Source organism: Pseudomonas putida group bacterium ESBL64 (assembly GCF_045277175.1).
Lineage (GTDB): Bacteria > Pseudomonadota > Gammaproteobacteria > Pseudomonadales > Pseudomonadaceae > Aquipseudomonas > Aquipseudomonas alloputida.
In genome coordinates this window covers 4,413,525-4,431,179 of record NZ_CP145799.1, presented here as the reverse complement: position 1 = coordinate 4,431,179, position 17,655 = coordinate 4,413,525, and the positions used below count along the sequence as shown (strand labels likewise).

15 protein-coding genes and 1 pseudogene are annotated in these 17,655 nt (G+C 63.0%); 9 read left to right on the top strand and 7 right to left on the bottom strand.

The window, feature by feature from the left end:
• Positions 1-19: 19 nt before the first annotated feature.
• The gene (locus V6093_RS20145) at positions 20-1,000 is read right to left on the bottom strand and encodes a hypothetical protein (protein WP_047604642.1); all 981 of its coding nucleotides are present in this window, start codon (positions 998-1,000) and stop codon (positions 20-22) included.
• A 125-nt stretch (positions 1,001-1,125) separates the two neighbouring features.
• Between V6093_RS20145 and V6093_RS20140 the strand changes: the two genes are divergently transcribed.
• From V6093_RS20140 to yccS, 8 genes and pseudogenes are all read left to right on the top strand, one after another.
• Complete coding sequence (locus V6093_RS20140; RefSeq protein ID WP_047604641.1) at positions 1,126-1,983, top strand: LysR family transcriptional regulator; 858 nt, start codon at positions 1,126-1,128, stop codon at positions 1,981-1,983.
• A gap of 8 nt (positions 1,984-1,991) precedes the next feature.
• Positions 1,992-2,093, top strand: a pseudogene (locus tag V6093_RS20135) (hypothetical protein); the annotation flags it as partial.
• A 31-nt stretch (positions 2,094-2,124) separates the two neighbouring features.
• The gene (locus V6093_RS20130; RefSeq protein ID WP_004576608.1) at positions 2,125-3,567 is read left to right on the top strand and encodes a TldD/PmbA family protein; all 1,443 of its coding nucleotides are present in this window, start codon (positions 2,125-2,127) and stop codon (positions 3,565-3,567) included.
• On the top strand, positions 3,567-4,886 hold the full coding sequence (locus V6093_RS20125; RefSeq protein ID WP_265979347.1) for a TldD/PmbA family protein: 1,320 nt from the start codon (positions 3,567-3,569) through the stop codon (positions 4,884-4,886). The genes V6093_RS20130 and V6093_RS20125 overlap by 1 nt, the downstream gene beginning before the upstream one ends.
• Before the next feature lie 109 nt (positions 4,887-4,995).
• Positions 4,996-6,423, top strand: a complete 1,428-nt coding sequence (gene mdtD, locus V6093_RS20120) for a multidrug transporter subunit MdtD (RefSeq protein ID WP_003249408.1) — start codon at positions 4,996-4,998, stop codon at positions 6,421-6,423.
• A 112-nt stretch (positions 6,424-6,535) separates the two neighbouring features.
• Positions 6,536-7,873: an ATP-dependent RNA helicase DbpA gene (gene dbpA / locus V6093_RS20115; RefSeq protein WP_230623076.1), complete on the top strand. Its 1,338-nt coding sequence runs from the start codon at positions 6,536-6,538 to the stop codon at positions 7,871-7,873.
• 121 nt (positions 7,874-7,994) lie between these two features.
• The gene (locus V6093_RS20110; RefSeq protein ID WP_014859625.1) at positions 7,995-9,176 is read left to right on the top strand and encodes an NAD(P)/FAD-dependent oxidoreductase; all 1,182 of its coding nucleotides are present in this window, start codon (positions 7,995-7,997) and stop codon (positions 9,174-9,176) included.
• A 211-nt stretch (positions 9,177-9,387) separates the two neighbouring features.
• Positions 9,388-11,571 carry a YccS family putative transporter gene (gene yccS / locus V6093_RS20105; RefSeq protein ID WP_047604700.1) on the top strand — a complete coding sequence of 728 codons (2,184 nt, stop codon included), beginning with the start codon at positions 9,388-9,390 and terminating at the stop codon, positions 11,569-11,571.
• An 18-nt stretch (positions 11,572-11,589) separates the two neighbouring features.
• Here yccS and V6093_RS20100 read toward each other — a convergent pair whose 3' ends face one another.
• Positions 11,590-12,327, bottom strand: a complete 738-nt coding sequence (locus tag V6093_RS20100) for an ABC transporter substrate-binding protein (protein WP_179053240.1) — start codon at positions 12,325-12,327, stop codon at positions 11,590-11,592.
• Between the two features lie 153 nt (positions 12,328-12,480).
• Between V6093_RS20100 and V6093_RS20095 the strand changes: the two genes are divergently transcribed.
• Positions 12,481-12,933 (top strand): GNAT family N-acetyltransferase, encoded by a 453-nt coding sequence (locus V6093_RS20095; protein ID WP_017147991.1) that lies wholly within the window; start codon positions 12,481-12,483, stop codon positions 12,931-12,933.
• 25 nt (positions 12,934-12,958) lie between these two features.
• On the opposite strand, the gene V6093_RS20090 is transcribed toward V6093_RS20095, so the two are convergent.
• The 5 genes from V6093_RS20090 to V6093_RS20070 form a co-directional block, all read right to left on the bottom strand.
• On the bottom strand, positions 12,959-13,255 hold the full coding sequence (locus V6093_RS20090; protein ID WP_003249396.1) for a helix-turn-helix domain-containing protein: 297 nt from the start codon (positions 13,253-13,255) through the stop codon (positions 12,959-12,961).
• Positions 13,256-13,267: 12 nt separating this feature from the next.
• Positions 13,268-13,768: a M48 family metallopeptidase gene (locus V6093_RS20085; RefSeq protein ID WP_004576612.1), complete on the bottom strand. Its 501-nt coding sequence runs from the start codon at positions 13,766-13,768 to the stop codon at positions 13,268-13,270.
• Between the two features lie 39 nt (positions 13,769-13,807).
• Positions 13,808-15,937, bottom strand: coding sequence for a bifunctional diguanylate cyclase/phosphodiesterase (locus V6093_RS20080; RefSeq protein ID WP_265980108.1), 2,130 nt, complete (start codon positions 15,935-15,937; stop codon positions 13,808-13,810).
• Positions 15,938-16,149: 212 nt separating this feature from the next.
• Positions 16,150-17,214 (bottom strand): class II fructose-bisphosphate aldolase, encoded by a 1,065-nt coding sequence (gene fba / locus V6093_RS20075; protein WP_406669590.1) that lies wholly within the window; start codon positions 17,212-17,214, stop codon positions 16,150-16,152.
• A 100-nt stretch (positions 17,215-17,314) separates the two neighbouring features.
• A complete protein-coding gene (locus tag V6093_RS20070) occupies positions 17,315-17,644 on the bottom strand; it encodes an MliC family protein (protein ID WP_004576614.1) in 330 nt (109 codons plus the stop codon).
• Positions 17,645-17,655: the final 11 nt, after the last annotated feature.

The window sequence follows — 17,655 nt, the reverse complement described above, 5'->3', positions numbered from 1 at the left end:
GTGTGTCCCCGTGAAGTTGCTACTGGAGGTACTTCGCGATCTGGTAGCGCACCGAGCCATCACCACTGGCGAACTCGTCCACCACACGGCAGTTGCAGTGCCGGGCTCGAATGCGACGAAACTGTTCGGGCGTGTATTTGAGGCAGATGTTGGTCAGCAGGTAACCCTGCTCCTGCAGGCGCTGCACAGGCTGGAGGGTCACGGCCACGTGAACCGACTCATCCAGAATGCGAAGGGGGACGAGGATCGCCTCGTGATCGCCCGAAGGTACGAACCCTTGTTGAAGCGCGACCATCCTGGAGAACTGGAGCATATTGCGGTTGGCATAGAACGCGAGAATGGCACCTTCCAGGCCTTGTTCGTATACCTGCATTTCCGAAAGGATGTAGGTCGAGTCACCCGCCAGGCTGCGTATCAGCCTGCCCGTGCTCACTGGCAGCTCGTTGCCTTCCTGGAAACCCAGCAGTGTGATCAGGGTGACCTCCTGATCGTGCCGCAAAGCCTCGTGAGTCACTGTGCGATAGTCGGCGGCGATGTAGTTGAAGCTGCCATCTGCTTGCACGATGGGCCGCAAGGCATCTCTCATGGCAGCTTCGGAAGTCTGGTTGATATCGATCGCGGTGTAGCGAATGGAGCTGGAGGTCTCTGCCATGCGCTTGAGCAAGCAGGTGCTTTTGATCGGCTCGGGGCCCAGCTCGACATAATGCACGCGGCGCCCGCTAGCTAGCGCCGCCAACCGCTCGGCAACGTTGGCGATGACGCTTTTGAGCGCTCCGTGCCCTCGCGTGTCGGCACATAACCCCTCCTCACCAATACCTTGCTCATTCAAGGCTCGCATGAGCAGAAATATCTCGTGATTGAAATGATGCTCACCGTCTGGCCCAGAGTCAGGCTGAAGCAGGGTCGAGTACTTCTCATGGTTCTCGACAGTCCAAAGCCGTGCGTTCTGGTAGCTGGGGGTGTGTACAAGTGCATCTACAACGAAGTCGTTCAGGCTCATCCGTATCATTCCATTGCATTTTCGAAGGGCAACCGTGCTGTAGCCACACAGTAGGAGGGGGTATAAAGCCTGTACAGTTGATTAAATCGAAGTGCTGGTTCGATCCGACCAAATCAGGTGGTTACATGGGTAAAGCCCTCGACATAGACGTATTGAGAACCTTCCAGGCAGTCGCCCGGCTTGGTCGCTTCAAGGATGCAGCCGACTACGTACACCGCAGCCCATCGGCAGTGACGACGCAGATCCAGAAGCTGGAGGAGAAGGTCGGCCAACAATTGTTTGCCCGCAGCAACCAGTCGGTGGAGCTGACCCCGGCAGGCCGGCACTTGCTGGGTGAGGCAACCCGCTTCTTGATGGCCCATGACCGGCTGCTGGCTACGCTGTCGTCGCAGCAGATCACTGGCAAGGTCCGCCTGGGTGTACCGGACGGTTATGCCGCCAACCTCATGAGCGATTTCTTACCGGTGTTCGTCGCCAGCAACCCGAAACTGGAACTGGAAGCGGTGGCATGCTCCAGCGCAGAACTCATCGACCTGTTTGCGCGACAACGACTGGACCTGGCAGTGGCGGTCAGCAGCGAACACTGGCAGCAAGGTGAATGGCTTCGCACCACCCAGCCGCGCTGGGCCGCTGCGCCTGGGTTCGAGTACGATGCCAGTCGCCCCTTGCCGCTGGCACTGCAGCTGAAGGGCTGCCCATATCGAGAAGCGGCCCTGCAGGCGTTGAAGGCTCACGGCATTGCCTACCGTATCCTGCTTGAAAGTGCCAACTGGCATGCGGTGCTGGCATGCATGCGCAGTGGCCTGGCCGTCGGCATTGTCGAAGGGCTGGAAAGCGGCGATACATCGCTCGCGTTCATGGAAGGGAGTGACCTGCCCGCCCTCCCCGAGCATCACCTTTACCTGCTGACGGATACCTCCCACCATGTCGCGTTGCAACTGAACGAAATGTTGAAAGCCGCCATTCAGAAAGATGGGCTGTGAGCAACCGGCGTTATTTCCTGACCTGGGAAGTACCGGGCTGCCATAATGAGCTGGCATTGCTCGAGGCACACGACGATACCTGCCTCGGCATGCAAGACGGGTGGTTCTAGGGGGAGCCACCGTGTACACGGAGGCATCCGCATGTTCGATTCCAGCGCCCTGCTGCGCCAGCGCTTTGCTGCGCTGCGCAGTACGGCCGAGTTGTTTTCCCTGCGCCATGTGAAACAGTCGCACCAGGCGCTTTCGGTTCGCCGCAACGTCGCCGAACCACCCTTCTTCAGCCAGGATGAGGGCGCCATGCTCACCGTGCGGGTCAATGGCGTGGAGGCCTACGCTGCCACCGCCGACCTGTCCCAGGCTGGCCTGCAGCGCGCCCTTGAGCAAGCCGAGGCGCTGGCGCGGCAGATCGCCCGGCACAGCCTGCTGGACCTGCGCGAACAAGCCGTGACCAGCGCACGCCACGACCATGTTTCGCCCAACTTCGACCAACCCGTGCCCAGCCTCGCCGACTGCCTTGGCCTGCTCGCCGCCGAATCGGCCAGCGTGCCCAAGGACAGCCGTTTGGTGGACTGGCAGGCCAGCCTGGGGCTGAGCCTGGTCGAGCAAACCTACCTGAACTCGGCCGGCGCCGAACTGCGCCATGCCCAGCGCTTCCTGTTCCCGGGCCTGGGGGTGACCGCCAGCGACGGCCAGGACAGCCAAAGCCGCAGCCTGGGCCGCGACAACTTCGGCCAACAGGGTGGTTTCGAGATCATCGAGCGCTGCGGCCTGGTCGGCGCGGCCAGCCGGGTGGCCGACGAAGCACTGCAACTGCTGCTGGCACCGAACACCCCCAGTGGCCCGCGTGACCTGCTGTTGATGCCGGACCAGATGATGCTGCAGATTCACGAATCCATCGGCCACCCGCTGGAGATGGACCGCATTCTCGGCGACGAGCGCAACTACGCCGGCACCAGCTTCGTCAAAACCAGCGACTTCGGCCACCTGCAGTACGGCTCCAGCCTGCTGAACGTGACCTTCGACCCGACCATTGGCGAAGAGCTGGCCAGCTACAGTCATGACGACGACGGCACCCCGGCCAGCAAAGCGTTCCTGATACGCGACGGCCTGCTGCTGCGCCCGCTGGGTGGCGCGCTGTCGCAGTTCCGCTCTGGCCTGGACGGCGTGGCCAACAGCCGTGCCTGCGGCTGGAACCGCGCGCCGATCGACCGCATGGCCAACCTCAACATCGAGCCGGGCGACCAGTCTTTCGAGCAACTGATCGGAGGCATCGAGCACGGCATCCTGATGCGTACCAACCGTTCCTGGTCCATCGACGATGCACGCAACAAGTTCCAGTTCGGCTGCGAATGGGGCCAGTTGATTGAAAATGGCGAGCTCAAGGGCATCGTCAAGAACCCCAACTACCGCGGCATCTCCGCGCAGTTCTGGCGCAACCTGTCGGCGGTTGGCGACCACAGTACCTTCCAGGTGCTGGGCACGCCCAACTGTGGCAAGGGCGAACCCAATCAGGTGGTGCGGGTCGGCCACGCCTCGCCGGCCTGTGTGTTCCGCCAGATCGATGTATTCGGAGGAGACGCCTGATGAAGCACGCGTTCGAAACCCTGGTCGGGGAGGTGCACGCCGCCCTTCAGGCGGGCGAGCAGTTCACCCTCGGTTACAGTGCCGAGCAATCGCAGTTCGTGCGTTTCAACCATGCCAAGGTGCGACAGGCCGGCGAAGTCAGCCAGGCCAGCGCGCAACTGCGGCTGGTGCGCGATGGGCGCCAGGCGGAGCAGCAGGTAACCTTGAGTGGCGACCTGCAACTGGATCGCCAGCGCCTGAACGTTGCGCTCGAGCAGCTGCGCCAGACCTTGCCGCTGCTGGCACTCGACCCTTACCTGCGCCTGGACGAAAATGCCTGGCACAGCCATAGCCTGCAGAAACACCCCCTGCCCGCACTGAACGAAGTACTGGCCCTGCTCGAGCGTGAAGCAGGCGACCTGGACCTGGTCGGCATCTACGCCGCCGGCCCGGTCTGCCGTGGTTTCGCCAGCTCGTTCGGCGCCTTCGGCTGGCACCAGGCCAACAGTTTCAACGTCGACTGGAGCCTATTCCACGATAATGGCCAGGCAGTGAAGGCCAACTATGCCGGCCAGGTCTGGAGTGCCGACGACTTCGCCGCACGCCTGCGCCAAGCACGAGAGCAGTTGGGTTTCCTCGGCCGCCCGGCAGTTACCCTCAAGCCCGGCACCTACCGCGCCTACCTTGCACCTGCGGCCATGGACGAAGTCGCCGGCATGTTGTGCTGGGGCGGCTTTTCCGCGCAGGCCCTGGCCACTGGCAACAGCGCTCTGCAGCGCCTGTACAACGGCGATGCACGGCTCAGCCCGCTGGTCAGTTTTACCGAGCAGGTCAGCGGCTCGCTTAGCCCGGCGTTTTCCGATGAAGGTGCGCCGCGCCTGGATGTGCCGCTGATCCAGCAAGGCGAGGCCCGGCAGCGGTTGATCAGTGCGCGCAGTGCGGCCGAGTTCGAGCTGCAGGCCAATGGCGCCGACGGCTACGAATCGCCCTGTGCGCTCAGCCTGGCGCCGGGCAGTCTGGCCAGTGCGCAGATCCTTGAGCGTCTAGGCACCGGGCTGTACATCAGCAACCTGTGGTACCTGAACTACTCAGACCTGCCAGCGGCGCGCATGACCGGGCTGACCCGCTTCGCCACTTTCTGGGTAGAAGACGGGCAGATCCAGGGGCCGGTGAGTACCATGCGCTTCGATGACAGCCTGTACAGCTTGCTGGGCAGCCAGCTGGAGGACCTGACCCAGGAGCGCGAGATGATTCTGTCGACCAGTACTTATGGACAGCGCAGTACCGGGTCGAGTCATTTGCCCGGAGCACTGGTCAAAGGCCTGACCCTGACATTGTGACTGGACTTGCCGGCCCTTTCGCGGCTAAAGCCGCACCTACAAGGAACGCGTAACCCTTGTAGGAGCGGCTTTAGCCGCGAAAGGGCCGGCACTGACAAACGAGGACGTCATGCCCGAACGCACCCCGCTGGACCCCGTCACCGCCCGCTGGATCCCTTGGGTGGTGGCCATCGCCTTCTTCATGCAGTCCCTGGACGGCACCATCCTCAACACGGCGCTGCCGGCCATGGCCCGCTCGTTGGCCGAAGACCCCTTGCGCATGCAAGGTGTGATCATTGCCTACATGCTCACCGTGGCCCTGCTGATCCCTGCCTCAGGCTGGATCGCCGACCGTTTCGGCACCAAGCGCATCTTCTTCAGCGCTATCTTGCTGTTCAGCTTTGGCTCGCTGCTGTGCGCCGCAGCCAACAGCCTTGGCTTCCTGATCTTCGCCCGCGTGGTGCAGGGGCTGGGCGGTGCGCTGATGCTGCCGGTCGGGCGGCTGGTGGTGCTGCGCGCCTACCCACGCAGCGAGCTGGTGCGGATCATGAGTTTCATCACCATCCCCGGCCTGCTCGGGCCATTGCTGGGCCCAACGGTCGGTGGCTGGCTGGTGGAAATCCTCAGCTGGCACTGGATCTTCCTGCTCAACCTGCCTGTCGGCCTGCTTGGCTGCATTGCCGTGTGGAAGTTCATCCCGGACTTGCGCGGCGCCGAGCGCACCACCTTCGACGGCCCTGGTTTCCTGCTGTTCGGCGCAGCGATGGTACTGATCACCATTGCCATGGAAGGCCTGGGCGAGCTGCACCTGCCGCACTTGCGGGTAATGTTGCTGCTGTTCGCTGGCATGGCCTGCCTGGCCGCGTACTGGCTGCGCGCCGGGCGCGACCCGGAGCCGCTGTTCTCGCCAAGCCTGTTCCGCGTGCGCACCTTCGCCATCGGCATCCTCGGCAACCTGTTCGCCCGCCTGGGCAGCGGCGCGCTGCCGTTCCTGGTGCCGTTGCTGCTGCAGGTTGCGCTGGGCTACTCACCCGCCCAGGCAGGCATGAGCATGATCCCGCTGGCGGCGGCGGCCATGCTGGCCAAATCCATTGCCCGACCGCTGATCGAACGGTTCGGCTATCGCATCATCCTCACCGGTAATACCTTGCTGCTGGGCATCCTGCTGGCAAGCCTGGGCCTGGTGGACGAGCAGACCCCTTATTGGCTGCTGTTGGTGCAACTTGGCCTTCTGGGGGCAGTGAACTCCATGCAGTTCACTGCGATGAACACAGTGACGCTCATCGATCTCGACGACGCCAGCGCCAGTAGCGGTAACAGCCTGCTGTCGGTGGTCGCGCAACTGTCGCTGAGCCTGGGTGTGGCCTGCGCCGGCGCACTGTTGGGCGGCTTTACTGCGGCAGGCAGCGCCGAGGGCGTGGAAACCACCCTGGGCGCGTTCCAGCTGACCTTCGTCACCATCGGCGTAATGGCCATGCTGGCAGCGGCGATCTTCCTGCAGCTGGCGCCGACGGACGGAAGGCGTGCCCGTCGTCCGGAACAACACATGGAGTCGTAGGGCGAATGGCCGCGAGGCTGGTAGACTATGCGGCATTTTTCGCTTCGCACCGCAGGCCCGCCTCGTGACCACCGAATCCACCGCCTTTGCCACCTTGCCGCTGTCCACTGCCATGCTGGCCAACCTGGAGGCCCTTGGCTATGCCTCGATGACGCCGATCCAGGCCCAGAGCCTGCCTGTCATCCTCAAAGGCCAGGACCTGATCGCCCAGGCCAAGACCGGTAGCGGCAAGACTGCCGCCTTCGGCATCGGCCTGCTCAACCCGATCAACCCGCGCTATTTCGGCTGCCAGGCGTTGGTGCTCTGCCCTACCCGCGAACTCGCCGACCAGGTGGCCAAGGAGCTGCGCCGCCTGGCCCGTGCCGAGGACAACATCAAGATCCTGACCCTGTGCGGCGGCGTTTCGCTGGGCCCACAGATCGCTTCGCTGGAGCACGGTGCGCACATCATCGTCGGCACCCCAGGGCGCATCCAGCAGCATCTGGACAAAGGCACCCTGGTCCTGGACGGGTTGAACACCCTGGTGCTGGACGAAGCCGACCGCATGCTCGACATGGGCTTCTTCGACGCCATCGCCAGCATCATCGGCAAGACCCCGTCGCGCCGCCAGACCCTGCTGTTCTCGGCCACCTACCCGGCCGGCATCAAGCAACTGGCCGCCGACTTCATGCGCAACCCGCAGCAGGTCAAGGTCGAAAGCCTGCACACCGACAACCAGATCGAGCAGCGTTTCATCGAGATTGACCCGCAGCAACGCCTGGAAGCCGTCACCCGCGTGCTCGGCCACTACCGCCCGCAGTCGTGCGTAGCGTTCTGCTTCACCAAGCAGCAATGCGAGGACGTGGTCGCCCACCTGACCGCAAAGGGCATCGTCGCCCAGGCCCTGCACGGCGACCTGGAGCAGCGCGACCGTGACCAGGTGCTGACCATGTTCGCCAACCGCAGCAGCTCGGTGCTGGTGGCTACCGACGTGGCCGCGCGCGGCCTGGACATCGATGGCCTGGACATGGTCATCAACGTGGAGCTGGCGCGTGATGCCGAAATCCACGTGCACCGCGTGGGCCGTACCGGCCGCGCCGGCGAGAAAGGCGTTGCGGTCAGCCTGGTGGCACCGGCCGAAGGCCACCGCGCCCAGGCCATCGAAGCGCTGCAGAAGAGCCCGCTGCGCTGGGACCAGCTGGACAGCCTGAAAAACAAGGGCGGCGAGCCCCTGCTGCCGGTGATGACCACACTGTGCATTGCCGCTGGCCGCAAGGACAAGCTGCGCCCTGGCGACATCCTGGGGGCCCTGACCGGTGATGCCGGCATCCCGGGCAAGCAAGTGGGCAAGATCGCCATCTTCGACTTCCAGGCGTTTGTGGCCGTGGAGCGGGCGTTGGCCAAGCAAGCCATGCAGCGACTGAACAGCGGCAAGATCAAGGGTCGCGCCCTGAAAGTCCGCATTCTCTAAAGCCAGGCAAAGCCCCCTGTAGGAGCGGGTTTACCCGCGAACGCGGCAGTAAATGCATCGTCGCATTCGCGGGTGATCCCACTCCCACAGGGTTCAGCATTTCAATCTGAAGGTTCATACCGTGCACTCCACCGACGTGATCATCCTTGGCGCCGGCGCCGCCGGCCTGATGTGCGCCCAGCTCAGTGCCCGTCGCGGCCGCCGGGTGCTGCTGCTCGACCACGCCAACAAGCCAGGCAAGAAAATCCTCATGTCCGGCGGCGGGCGCTGCAACTTCACCAACCTGTACACCGAGCCGGCCAACTTCCTTTCGCACAACGCGCACTTCTGCAAGTCGGCCCTGGCCCGCTACACCCAGTGGGACTTCATCGAGCTGGTGTGCAAGCACGGCGTGGCGTACCACGAGAAGAAGCTCGGCCAGCTGTTCTGTGACAACAAGGCCAGCGACATCCTCGACATGCTGCTGGCCGAGTGCGACGAGGCCGGTGCCGAGATCCGCATGCACACCAGCATCGAACAGATCGAGAAGACCGAAAGCGGCTACCTGCTGCAGACCAGCGGCGGCCAGTTCGCCTGCCAGTCGCTGGTCATCGCCACCGGCGGCCTGTCGATCCCGACCCTGGGCGCCACCGGTTTCGGCTACCAGGTGGCCCGCCAGTTCGGCCACACCCTGCTGCCAACCCGCGCCGGGCTGGTGCCATTCACCATCACCGAGCCCCAACTCAAGGCGATGTGCACCGAATTGTCCGGCACCTCACTGGACTGCACCGCCAGCTGCAATGGCACCAGCTTCCGCGAAAACCTGCTGTTCACGCACCGCGGCCTGAGCGGCCCGGCGATCTTGCAGATCTCGTCGTTCTGGGAAGCCGGTGACACGGTCGAGATCAACCTGCTGCCCGACCGGGATGCGCTGACCTGGCTGCAACAGATGCAGGCCGAGCGCGCCAATGCCGAACTGAAGACCGTGCTGGGCGAGGTGTTCACTCGCAAGCTGGCTAACTTGCTGGCCGAGCAGTGGTTCGAATCGAAGCCGATGAAGCAGTACACACCGGCGGAACTGGCGCACATCGCCGAAAAGCTGGCGAACTGGCAAGTGGTGCCAGCCGGCACCGAAGGCTACCGCACCGCCGAAGTGACCCTGGGCGGCGTGGATACCCGCGAGGTGTCGTCCAAGACCATGGAATCGCTGAAAAGCCCCGGCTTGTACTTCATCGGCGAAGTGCTGGATGTCACCGGCCACCTGGGTGGTTTCAACTTCCAGTGGGCTTGGGCATCGGCGAACGCCGCCGCGCAGTTCGTGTAGAGTAGAATCCTTTCAGCAGCACGGAACGCTTCTTGCTGGCCCGTGCTTGGCGCCGTTATTGGGGCCGCTGCGCGCCCCTTCGCGGGCGCGCCCGCTCCCACAGGGGCCTGTGTCGTACGTGTGGGAGCGGGCGTGCCCGCGAAGGGGCGCGCAGCGGCCCCAATAACCGGCCCTGAAAGGTATTCTTCTGATCACCGCCTGGCAGGCCATCATGTCATCGAGCTCGTTCCGTCAGTCACTGCGTCGCCTGTGGGGCCAAGACAAGTTCAGCTACAGCATCCGGGTCACCATTGCCCTCACCGGCAGCCTGGCCCTGTGCTGGTACCAGAACGAGATGGCCCTGCTGATTCCGCTGTTCCTCGGCATCATCGCCAGTGCCCTGGCCGAAACCGACGACAGCTGGCAGGGCCGCCTCAGCGCCCTGGCCGTTACCCTGGTGTGCTTCGCCATCGCTGCACTGGCAGTCGAGTTGCTGTTCCCCTACCCCTGGATCTTCGTCATTGCCCTGGCCCTGGCGGCCTTTGGCCTGACCATGCTCGGGGCGCTGGGCGAGCGCTACGGCGCCATCGCTTCGGCCACCTTGATCACTGCGGTCTACACCATGATCGGCGTGGACCAGCGCGGCGGCCAGGTCACCGACTTCTGGCACGAACCGCTGCTGCTGGTGGCAGGTGCGGCCTGGTACGGGCTGTTGTCGGTGCTGTGGCAGGCGCTGTTTTCCAACCAGCCGGTACAGCAGAGCCTGGCCAGACTGTTCTTCGAGCTGGGCAGCTACCTGAAGCTCAAGGCCAGCCTGTTTGAACCGGTCCGCACGCTCGACGTCGAGGCACGGCGCCTGGAACTGGCCCAGCAGAACGGCAAGGTGGTAGCCGCGCTGAACGCAGCCAAGGAGATCATCCTGCACCGGGTGGGCAACAGCCAACCAAACTCGAAGGTAAGCCGCTACCTCAAGCTGTACTTCCTGGCCCAGGACATCCACGAGCGTGTCAGTGCCTCGCACTACCCCTACAACGCACTGACCGAGGCGTTTTTCCACAGCGACGTCATGTTCCGCTGCCAGCGCCTGTTGCGTAAGCAGGGTTCATCCTGCCAGGAACTGGCCCGCTCGATCCGCCTGCGCCAACCGTTCGTGCTGGCCAGCGGTTATCCAGAAGCCCTCGAAGACCTCAACGCCTCGCTGGAGCACCTGCGCATCCAGAGCAACCCGGCCTGGCGCGGCCTGCTGCGCTCACTGCGGGCACTCGCCGCCAACCTGGCAACGCTGGACCGCCTGCTCAGTGCCGCCAGCAACCCGGATAGCCTGGCCGACGCCAGCGACAGCAGCCTGCTCGACCGCTCGCCACACTCGCTGAAGGACGTGTGGACGCGCCTGCGCACTCAGCTCACACCGACTTCGCTGTTGTTCCGCCATGCCTTGCGCCTGCCGCTGGCGCTGTCGATCGGCTATGGCATGGTGCACCTGATTCACCCGACCCAGGGCTACTGGATCATCCTCACCACGCTGTTCGTGTGCCAGCCCAACTATGGGGCCACGCGGCGCAAGCTGGTGCAGCGAATCTTCGGCACTGCCGTTGGCCTGACCGTGGGCTGGGCCTTGTTCGACCTGTTCCCCAACCCGGTCATCCAGTCGTTGTTCGCCGTGGTTGCCGGGGTGGTGTTCTTCGTCAACCGCACCACCCGCTACACCCTGGCCACTGCCGCGATCACCCTGATGGTGCTGTTCTGCTTCAACCAGATCGGCGATGGCTACGGCCTGTTCCTGCCACGCCTGTTCGATACGCTGGTGGGCAGTCTGATTGCCATTCTTGCAGTGTTCCTGTTCCTGCCTGACTGGCAGGGCCGACGGCTGAACAAGGCGCTGGCCAATACCCTGGCCTGCGCCAGCGTGTACCTGCGCCAGATCATGCAGCAGTACGCCCACGGCAAGCGCGACGACCTGGCCTACCGCCTGGCCCGGCGCAATGCCCACAACGCTGACGCGGCGCTGTCCACCACCTTGGCCAACATGCTGATGGAGCCGGGACATTTCCGTAAGGAGGCCGACGTTGGCTTTCGCTTCCTGGTGCTGTCGCACACGTTGCTCAGCTACCTCTCGGGGTTAGGCGCGCACCGCGACACGGCGTTGCCAGCGGAGGTGCAGGAGCAGTTGATCGAAGGCGCCGGGCAAAGCCTGGCCAGCAGCCTGGACGAGATTGCCAACGGCCTGGCCGCACGGCTGCCGGTGGCGATTCACAGTGATGCCGAAGAGGCGCTGGCCAATGCCCTGGAGCAGATGCCGGAAGATCTGGATGAGCATCAGCGGCTGGTGCAGACGCAGTTGGCGTTGATATGCCGGCAGCTGGGGCCATTGCGGACCCTGGCGGCACACCTGATCAAGGAAAATGCCCCGGCCTGATCGTTTTATTGCCTGTGCTCAAAAGCCATACTGACGCAGCAGCCGGGCATAGCTGCCATCGGCCTTCATCGCCGCTATCGCCTGCTCGAAGCGCTCGACGATCCGCTTGTGCTCCGGGTGCTTCAGGCTGACCAGGACATGCAGGGTGTTCTCCCCCAGCGGCGGATCCACCAGCATCACCCTGTCACGCACTTCCTGCGGTTCGCGCTGCAGGTTGTAGCGGGCCACGTACTCGTCTTCCACCGCCAGGCTTACCCGCCCTGCCGCCAACATGCGTACCGCAGAAGAAAAGTTGCGCACCGGCACTTTGTTCAGACGCGGATCCCCGTCGAATTCCGGTGAATAGGCGTAATCACGCACTACCGCAATGCTGTAGGCATAAAGGTCAGACAGACGCGTGTAGCTGAACGCCTCGCCCTTACGTTGCAGCAGGCGAATACGATTACTCAGGTAGGCGCTGGAGAATTGCCCGATATTGGCGCGCGAGTCGTTGTACCAGGCATTGATCAGCACGTCGTAGCGCCCTTCACCTACCCCCAGCAACGCCCGCGCCCACGGCACCTCTTCATAGCCGCTGGCGTAGCCGGCACGCGCCAGTGCCGTGGTAACGATGCTGGTCGCAAGGCCGCCGCCCGGCATCTTGGCATCGGTGAACGGTGGCCAGTTGTCGGCCACCAGGCGCAGCTTGGCGTGACCCGGGGAAGGTGTTGCCAGCATCGTTGCCAGTAAACCCAGAACACAAAGCAGTGGCCGCATGCTCACGTCCTTTCGCAATGGAGGGCAACACTGCCAGTGAGATTACACAAAGCGCTTGCCGAGGGCAGCGGCCAATAGTGTCATTTAGCCTCTATTTTGGCCGAAGCACGTGCAGCATGCGATGATCGAGCCTCATCCAAGGAGTTCGTGCCCATGTCAATCGACTGGCTCTGCAAGCACCACACCGACCTCGGCAAGGAGCAGCTCTATGCCATTTTGCAGCTACGCACTGAAGTACTCGTGGTGGAGCAGCGCCACACCTACCAGGAAGTCGATGGTCAGGACCTGACAGGTGATACCTTGCACCTCATGGCCTGGCAGGAAGACAAGCTGGTGGCCTACCTGCGCCTGCTGGATCCGCAGTCACAAGGTGGGGATGTGGTGATCGGACGAGTGGTGACATCACCGCAGGCGCGAGGTTTGCAGCTCGACGAAAGCTTGCTGCTCAAGGGGCTGGAAGCGGCGGAGCATTGTTGGCCGGGGGTGCCGGTTTATCTGTCGGCTCCGGCGCATTTACAGGCGTTTTATGCCCGCCATGGGTTTGCGGTGGTGGGCGAGGAGTCTTTGGAGAACGGCATCGCGTCCATTGGAATGCGCAAGGGATGAGCCCACCCTGTGCGGGCTTTGCACATCAGGGGTAACCCAGCACTTCGCGGATCTGCCGCAAGTGACGGATGATCCACTGCTTGTCGATCGCCCCCCAGTCATGAATGCGATAATGCCCGGCGTGGTTGCGTGCGCCTTCCTGCTGCTCGAACTCGCAGACGATGTCCAGGTCGGCCAGCGCGGCGATAGTGTCCTGAGCTGTGCGACGGGGCATGCCGGTGGCCTCCATCAGGGCGGGCACGCTGGTCGCGGTCTGGCTATCGATCAGCCAGGCCACGTACAGGCGGCGGTAGAAGCTGCTCTTGGTCTTGCTCACTTCCATGCTGCATGTTCCTTAGAGGTTGCCCGGCAGCTCCCGGTAGGTCAGGTAGACGCGCAGGTCGAATTCCAGTTGGTGATAGTCCGGCTCCATGTGCTGGCAGAGCTGGTAGAACGCTTTGTTGTGATCTCGCTCGCGCAGGTGCGCCAACTCGTGCACAACAATCATGCGCAAGAACTGTGGCGCGGCCTCCTTGAACAGCGAGGCAATGCGGATTTCCTTCTTCGCCTTGAGCTTGCCACCCTGCACCCGCGACACCGCCGTGTTCAAACCCAGGGCCCGATGCGTCAGATCGAGGCGGCTGTCGAACAATACCTTGTCCAGGTTTGGCGCACTTCGCAGGTACTGTTGGCGCAGATCCTGGGCATAGCCATACAGCGCCTTGTCGTTTTGCACGTCATGGCGGTCAGGGTAACGGCGCTGCAGGTATTCACCCAGGCGGTCGCTGTCGATCATCTGCCGCACCTGCGCCTGCAGGTGCGGGGGGTAGGCTTGCAAGTAACGTAGTACGGTCATGGCGCTGTATTCGGCGTAACGAATGCCGATTCTAGCCAATCACGGCCCTGGCCAGGAGAAAATTGCCGGGAAGCCGCTAGCGTCAGCAGCGGTCATCGGATAAGCCACCAGGAAACCCTGAACGTATTCGCAACCATTGGCCTTGAGCCAGGCTGCCTGCGCCGGGGTCTCCACCCCCTCGGCGATCACCGTGATACGGTAGTCGGCGCACAAGCCGATCACGCTGCGAACCAACGCAGCATCTACCGCCGAATCGGGCAGACGTGCCACCAGATGACGGTCGAGCTTGAGGGTGTCGATAGGCAGGTCGCGCAGCATGCGCAACGAACAGTCACCCGCACCAAAGTCATCCAGGGCCACCCTCACACCCAGCTCACGCAAGCGGTGTATCTGTTTGACGGCCGCGTCGATGTTATACATCAGCGACGTTTCCGCCACTTCCACCTCCAACTGCGTCGGGACAAGCTGGTAAAGCTGGATGACCCGTTGCAGTTCTTCGACCAGGCCAGGCATGACGAACTGCGCGCGGCTCAGGCTGATGCCGAGCACAAGGTCAGCCGGAAACCTGTCGTACCAGGCCTGCCGCTGGGCGGCCCCCTGGCGGTAGATCCAGCTGGCCAGGCGGTTGATCAGACGCGCTTCTTCCAGCAACGGGATGAACAGCCCCGGCGGCACATCGCCAACGCTGGGGTGCTGCCAGCGCAGCAAGGCCTCGAAACCACGCAGGCGGCCATCGTGGAAGGCGACCTGTGGCTGGTACACCAAGGTAAAGTCCTGCTGCTCGATGGCCATGCGCACGCTATCCTCGAGCATCAATCGCGAGCGCGCCCGTCCGTTGAGTTCCTGGTCGTAGAAGCGGTATTGCTGACGCCCCGCTTGCTTGGCTGCGTACATCGCTGCATCGGCCGAACGCAGCAGGCCTTCAACATTGGCGCCGCAGTCCGGGTAGGTGGCAATGCCGATGCTGACCCCAAGGCATACATCGAGCCCGTCGACCTCATGGCTGATGGAAACACGCTCGAGCAACCGTTCGGCATAACGCCCGGCCTGCTCCGGGTAGGGCAAGCTGTCGAACAGTGCAGTGAACTCATCCCCGCCCATACGCGCCAGCAAGGCCTCACTGCCCAGGCAGTCCTTGAGCTGCTCGGCCACCCAGCGCAACACCCGGTCGCCCGCGTCGTGGCCGAGCGAGTCGTTGATGCGCTTGAAGCCATCCAGGTCCATGTACATCAGCGCCTGCGCCTTGTCCGAGCGCTCGTTGCGCAACAGAGCACCTTCAGCAGCCTGGTAAAAACCACGGCGGTTGAGCAGGCCGGTGAGCGGGTCGGTAATGGCCTGGTATTCCAGCTGCTGGTGCAAGTTACGCACCACCGACATGTCCAGCACGGTCACCACCATGGCGTGTTGGTCGGCCGGCAACGGCGCACAGGACAGCGCCACCGGCACAAGCTCCCCCCCTTGGGTCCGCAGTTGGGCATCATGTACGCGGAAGATCTGCCGCCCCTGGTAGGCCTTGTAGAAGTCCGACTCGCGCCACAGGCTGGTACTGGTCAGTTGCACAACGTCGAGCAATTGGGTGCCCTGCAATTGTTGCACCGGTGCCGCCAGCAAACGGGAAATGGCCGGATTGGCAAAACTGATGATGCCATGGGCATCAACCACCAGAATGCCTTCGGCGGCATTTTCCAGGATGGACGCATTGAATGCCCTGGCCGTCTCCAGCTCGCGACTCAGCTGCTGCAGCATGCGCCGGTTGCGCTGCTGGTCGAGCAGCGCCTGGACCTTGGGCTTGAGTATTTGCGGGTCGAACGGTTTGAACATGTAGTCCACGGCGCCGCTGGCGTAGCCTTTGAGCACGGCCGCGTCGGACTGTTCGTTGGCGGTGAGGAAAATGATCGGGGTCAGTCGGGTACGCTGATTGCCGCGCATCAGCCGGGCGACTTCAAAGCCGTCCATTTCCGGCATCTGTACATCCATCAACACCAGGTCGACTTCGTACTCAAGCAACGCGCTCAAGGCTTCTATCCCAGAGCTTGCCGTCAATACTTGCCAATCCTGCCGGGCTAGCAAGGCCCGCATGCTGATGAGGTTCTCGGGGTAGTCGTCTACCACCAGAAGAACTGAGCTGCCATCCAGTGGCTGCTGCTGTTGAGGGTGAGCGCCATCCATGCTGCTTCTCTGTTATGTGACCGACTTCAAAATACGGTTGGATCCATTAGTACTCTAGACCTGAGGCTGCAACACGCAATGCAATCAGAACGCTATCAATGGTCAAACTGTACGGTAGCCGACTAACGGTCGGTCTGCCGGAATTATGTACAGGTTTCCATCGCCCATAAAAAAACCCGCATCGCTGCGGGTTTTTCAGGGTTACCTGTCGATCAGTTGACCTTGGCGGCCAGATCACCTTTCAGGTAGCGCTGGTACATACCGTCCAAAGAGATCGGCTTGATCTTCGAAGCATTGCCCGCGGTGCCGAAGGCTTCATAACGTGCGATGCACACGTCGCGCATGGCCTTGATGGTTTCACCGAAGAACTTGCGTGGGTCGAACTCGCTCGGGTTCTGCGCCATCAGACGGCGCATGGCACCGGTAGAGGCCAGACGCAGGTCGGTATCGATGTTGACCTTGCGCACGCCGTGCTTGATGCCCTCAACGATTTCTTCGACCGGTACACCGTAGGTTTCTTTGATGTCGCCGCCGTACTGGTTGATGATCGCCAGCCACTCTTGCGGTACCGAGGACGAACCGTGCATCACCAGGTGGGTGTTGGGGATGCGCTTGTGGATTTCCTTGATGCGATCGATGGCCAGCACGTCACCGGTTGGTGGCTTGGTGAACTTGTAGGCACCGTGGCTGGTACCGATGGCGATCGCCAGGGCGTCGACCTGGGTCTTCTTGACGAAGTCGGCGGCTTCTTCCGGGTCGGTCAGCATCTGGCTGTGATCCAGCACGCCTTCGGCGCCGATCCCGTCTTCTTCACCGGCCATGCCGGTTTCCAGCGAACCCAGGCAGCCCAGTTCGCCTTCAACCGAAACGCCGCAGGCGTGAGCCATGGCAACGGTCTGCTGGGTAACGCGGACGTTGTACTCGTAGTCGGTCGGGGTCTTGCCGTCTTCACCCAGCGAACCGTCCATCATGACCGAGCTGAAGCCCAGCTGGATCGAGCGCTGGCAGACGTCAGGGCTGGTACCGTGGTCCTGGTGCATGCACACCGGGATGTGCGGGAACTCTTCGATGGCAGCCAGGATCAGGTGGCGCAGGAATGGCGCACCCGCGTATTTGCGGGCACCGGCCGAAGCCTGAACGATCACCGGGGAGTCGGTCTTGTCGGCCGCTTCCATGATGGCGCGCATCTGCTCGAGGTTGTTGACGTTGAAAGCTGGTACGCCGTAGCCGAACTCGGCGGCGTGGTCCAGCATCTGGCGCATGCTAATGAGTGCCATTGTGTATCTCTCTCCCGACAAGCGTCGTTTGTTTCGTGCAAGCCTGCCGCAGGGGCGGTTGCTGTTCAAGTAGTGTGGGCCACCCTCGCGGCCCGGCCAGTCACGGTGCCTTGCAGCCCCGCCCAATCAGATCGTTGGTTGCCACCCAGTACACCAGGCCTTCTTCGCCCTTGGTGTGGAAGGCCAGCATGCCATCGCTGTACAGCGCACCCGAGGCACCCGGTTCAGCCTTGAGCCGGTACACCTGGTCGCCGCCGCCAAGGCGCACGTCAACCTGGTCACGTTGCGCATCGGCGAAGCGCCAAAGCACCTCAGCCTGGGTGTCGCAGACCCAACGGGTCCAGTTGTCTGCCGGGGCCGGTTGCGCCGGCTGCAGCAGTGAGCATCCTGCCAGTGTCGCCAGGGCCGTCACGGCCAAAAGCGCTTTCATTCAGTTTCCTC

Bases quoted from the DNA above. Each gene is read 5' to 3' on its own strand.
- V6093_RS20145 (WP_047604642.1), bottom strand. From the start codon at position 1,000: ATGAGCCTGAACGACTTCGTTGTAGATGCACTTGTACACACCCCCAGC.
- V6093_RS20140 (WP_047604641.1), top strand. From the start codon at position 1,126: ATGGGTAAAGCCCTCGACATAGACGTATTGAGAACCTTCCAGGCAGTC.
- V6093_RS20130 (WP_004576608.1), top strand. From the start codon at position 2,125: ATGTTCGATTCCAGCGCCCTGCTGCGCCAGCGCTTTGCTGCGCTGCGC.
- V6093_RS20125 (WP_265979347.1), top strand. From the start codon at position 3,567: ATGAAGCACGCGTTCGAAACCCTGGTCGGGGAGGTGCACGCCGCCCTT.
- mdtD (WP_003249408.1), top strand. From the start codon at position 4,996: ATGCCCGAACGCACCCCGCTGGACCCCGTCACCGCCCGCTGGATCCCT.
- dbpA (WP_230623076.1), top strand. From the start codon at position 6,536: ATGCTGGCCAACCTGGAGGCCCTTGGCTATGCCTCGATGACGCCGATC.
- yccS (WP_047604700.1), top strand. From the start codon at position 9,388: ATGTCATCGAGCTCGTTCCGTCAGTCACTGCGTCGCCTGTGGGGCCAA.
- V6093_RS20100 (WP_179053240.1), bottom strand. From the start codon at position 12,327: ATGCGGCCACTGCTTTGTGTTCTGGGTTTACTGGCAACGATGCTGGCA.
- V6093_RS20095 (WP_017147991.1), top strand. From the start codon at position 12,481: ATGTCAATCGACTGGCTCTGCAAGCACCACACCGACCTCGGCAAGGAG.
- V6093_RS20090 (WP_003249396.1), bottom strand. From the start codon at position 13,255: ATGGAAGTGAGCAAGACCAAGAGCAGCTTCTACCGCCGCCTGTACGTG.
- V6093_RS20085 (WP_004576612.1), bottom strand. From the start codon at position 13,768: ATGACCGTACTACGTTACTTGCAAGCCTACCCCCCGCACCTGCAGGCG.
- V6093_RS20080 (WP_265980108.1), bottom strand. From the start codon at position 15,937: ATGGATGGCGCTCACCCTCAACAGCAGCAGCCACTGGATGGCAGCTCA.
- fba (WP_406669590.1), bottom strand. From the start codon at position 17,214: ATGGCACTCATTAGCATGCGCCAGATGCTGGACCACGCCGCCGAGTTC.
- V6093_RS20070 (WP_004576614.1), bottom strand. From the start codon at position 17,644: ATGAAAGCGCTTTTGGCCGTGACGGCCCTGGCGACACTGGCAGGATGC.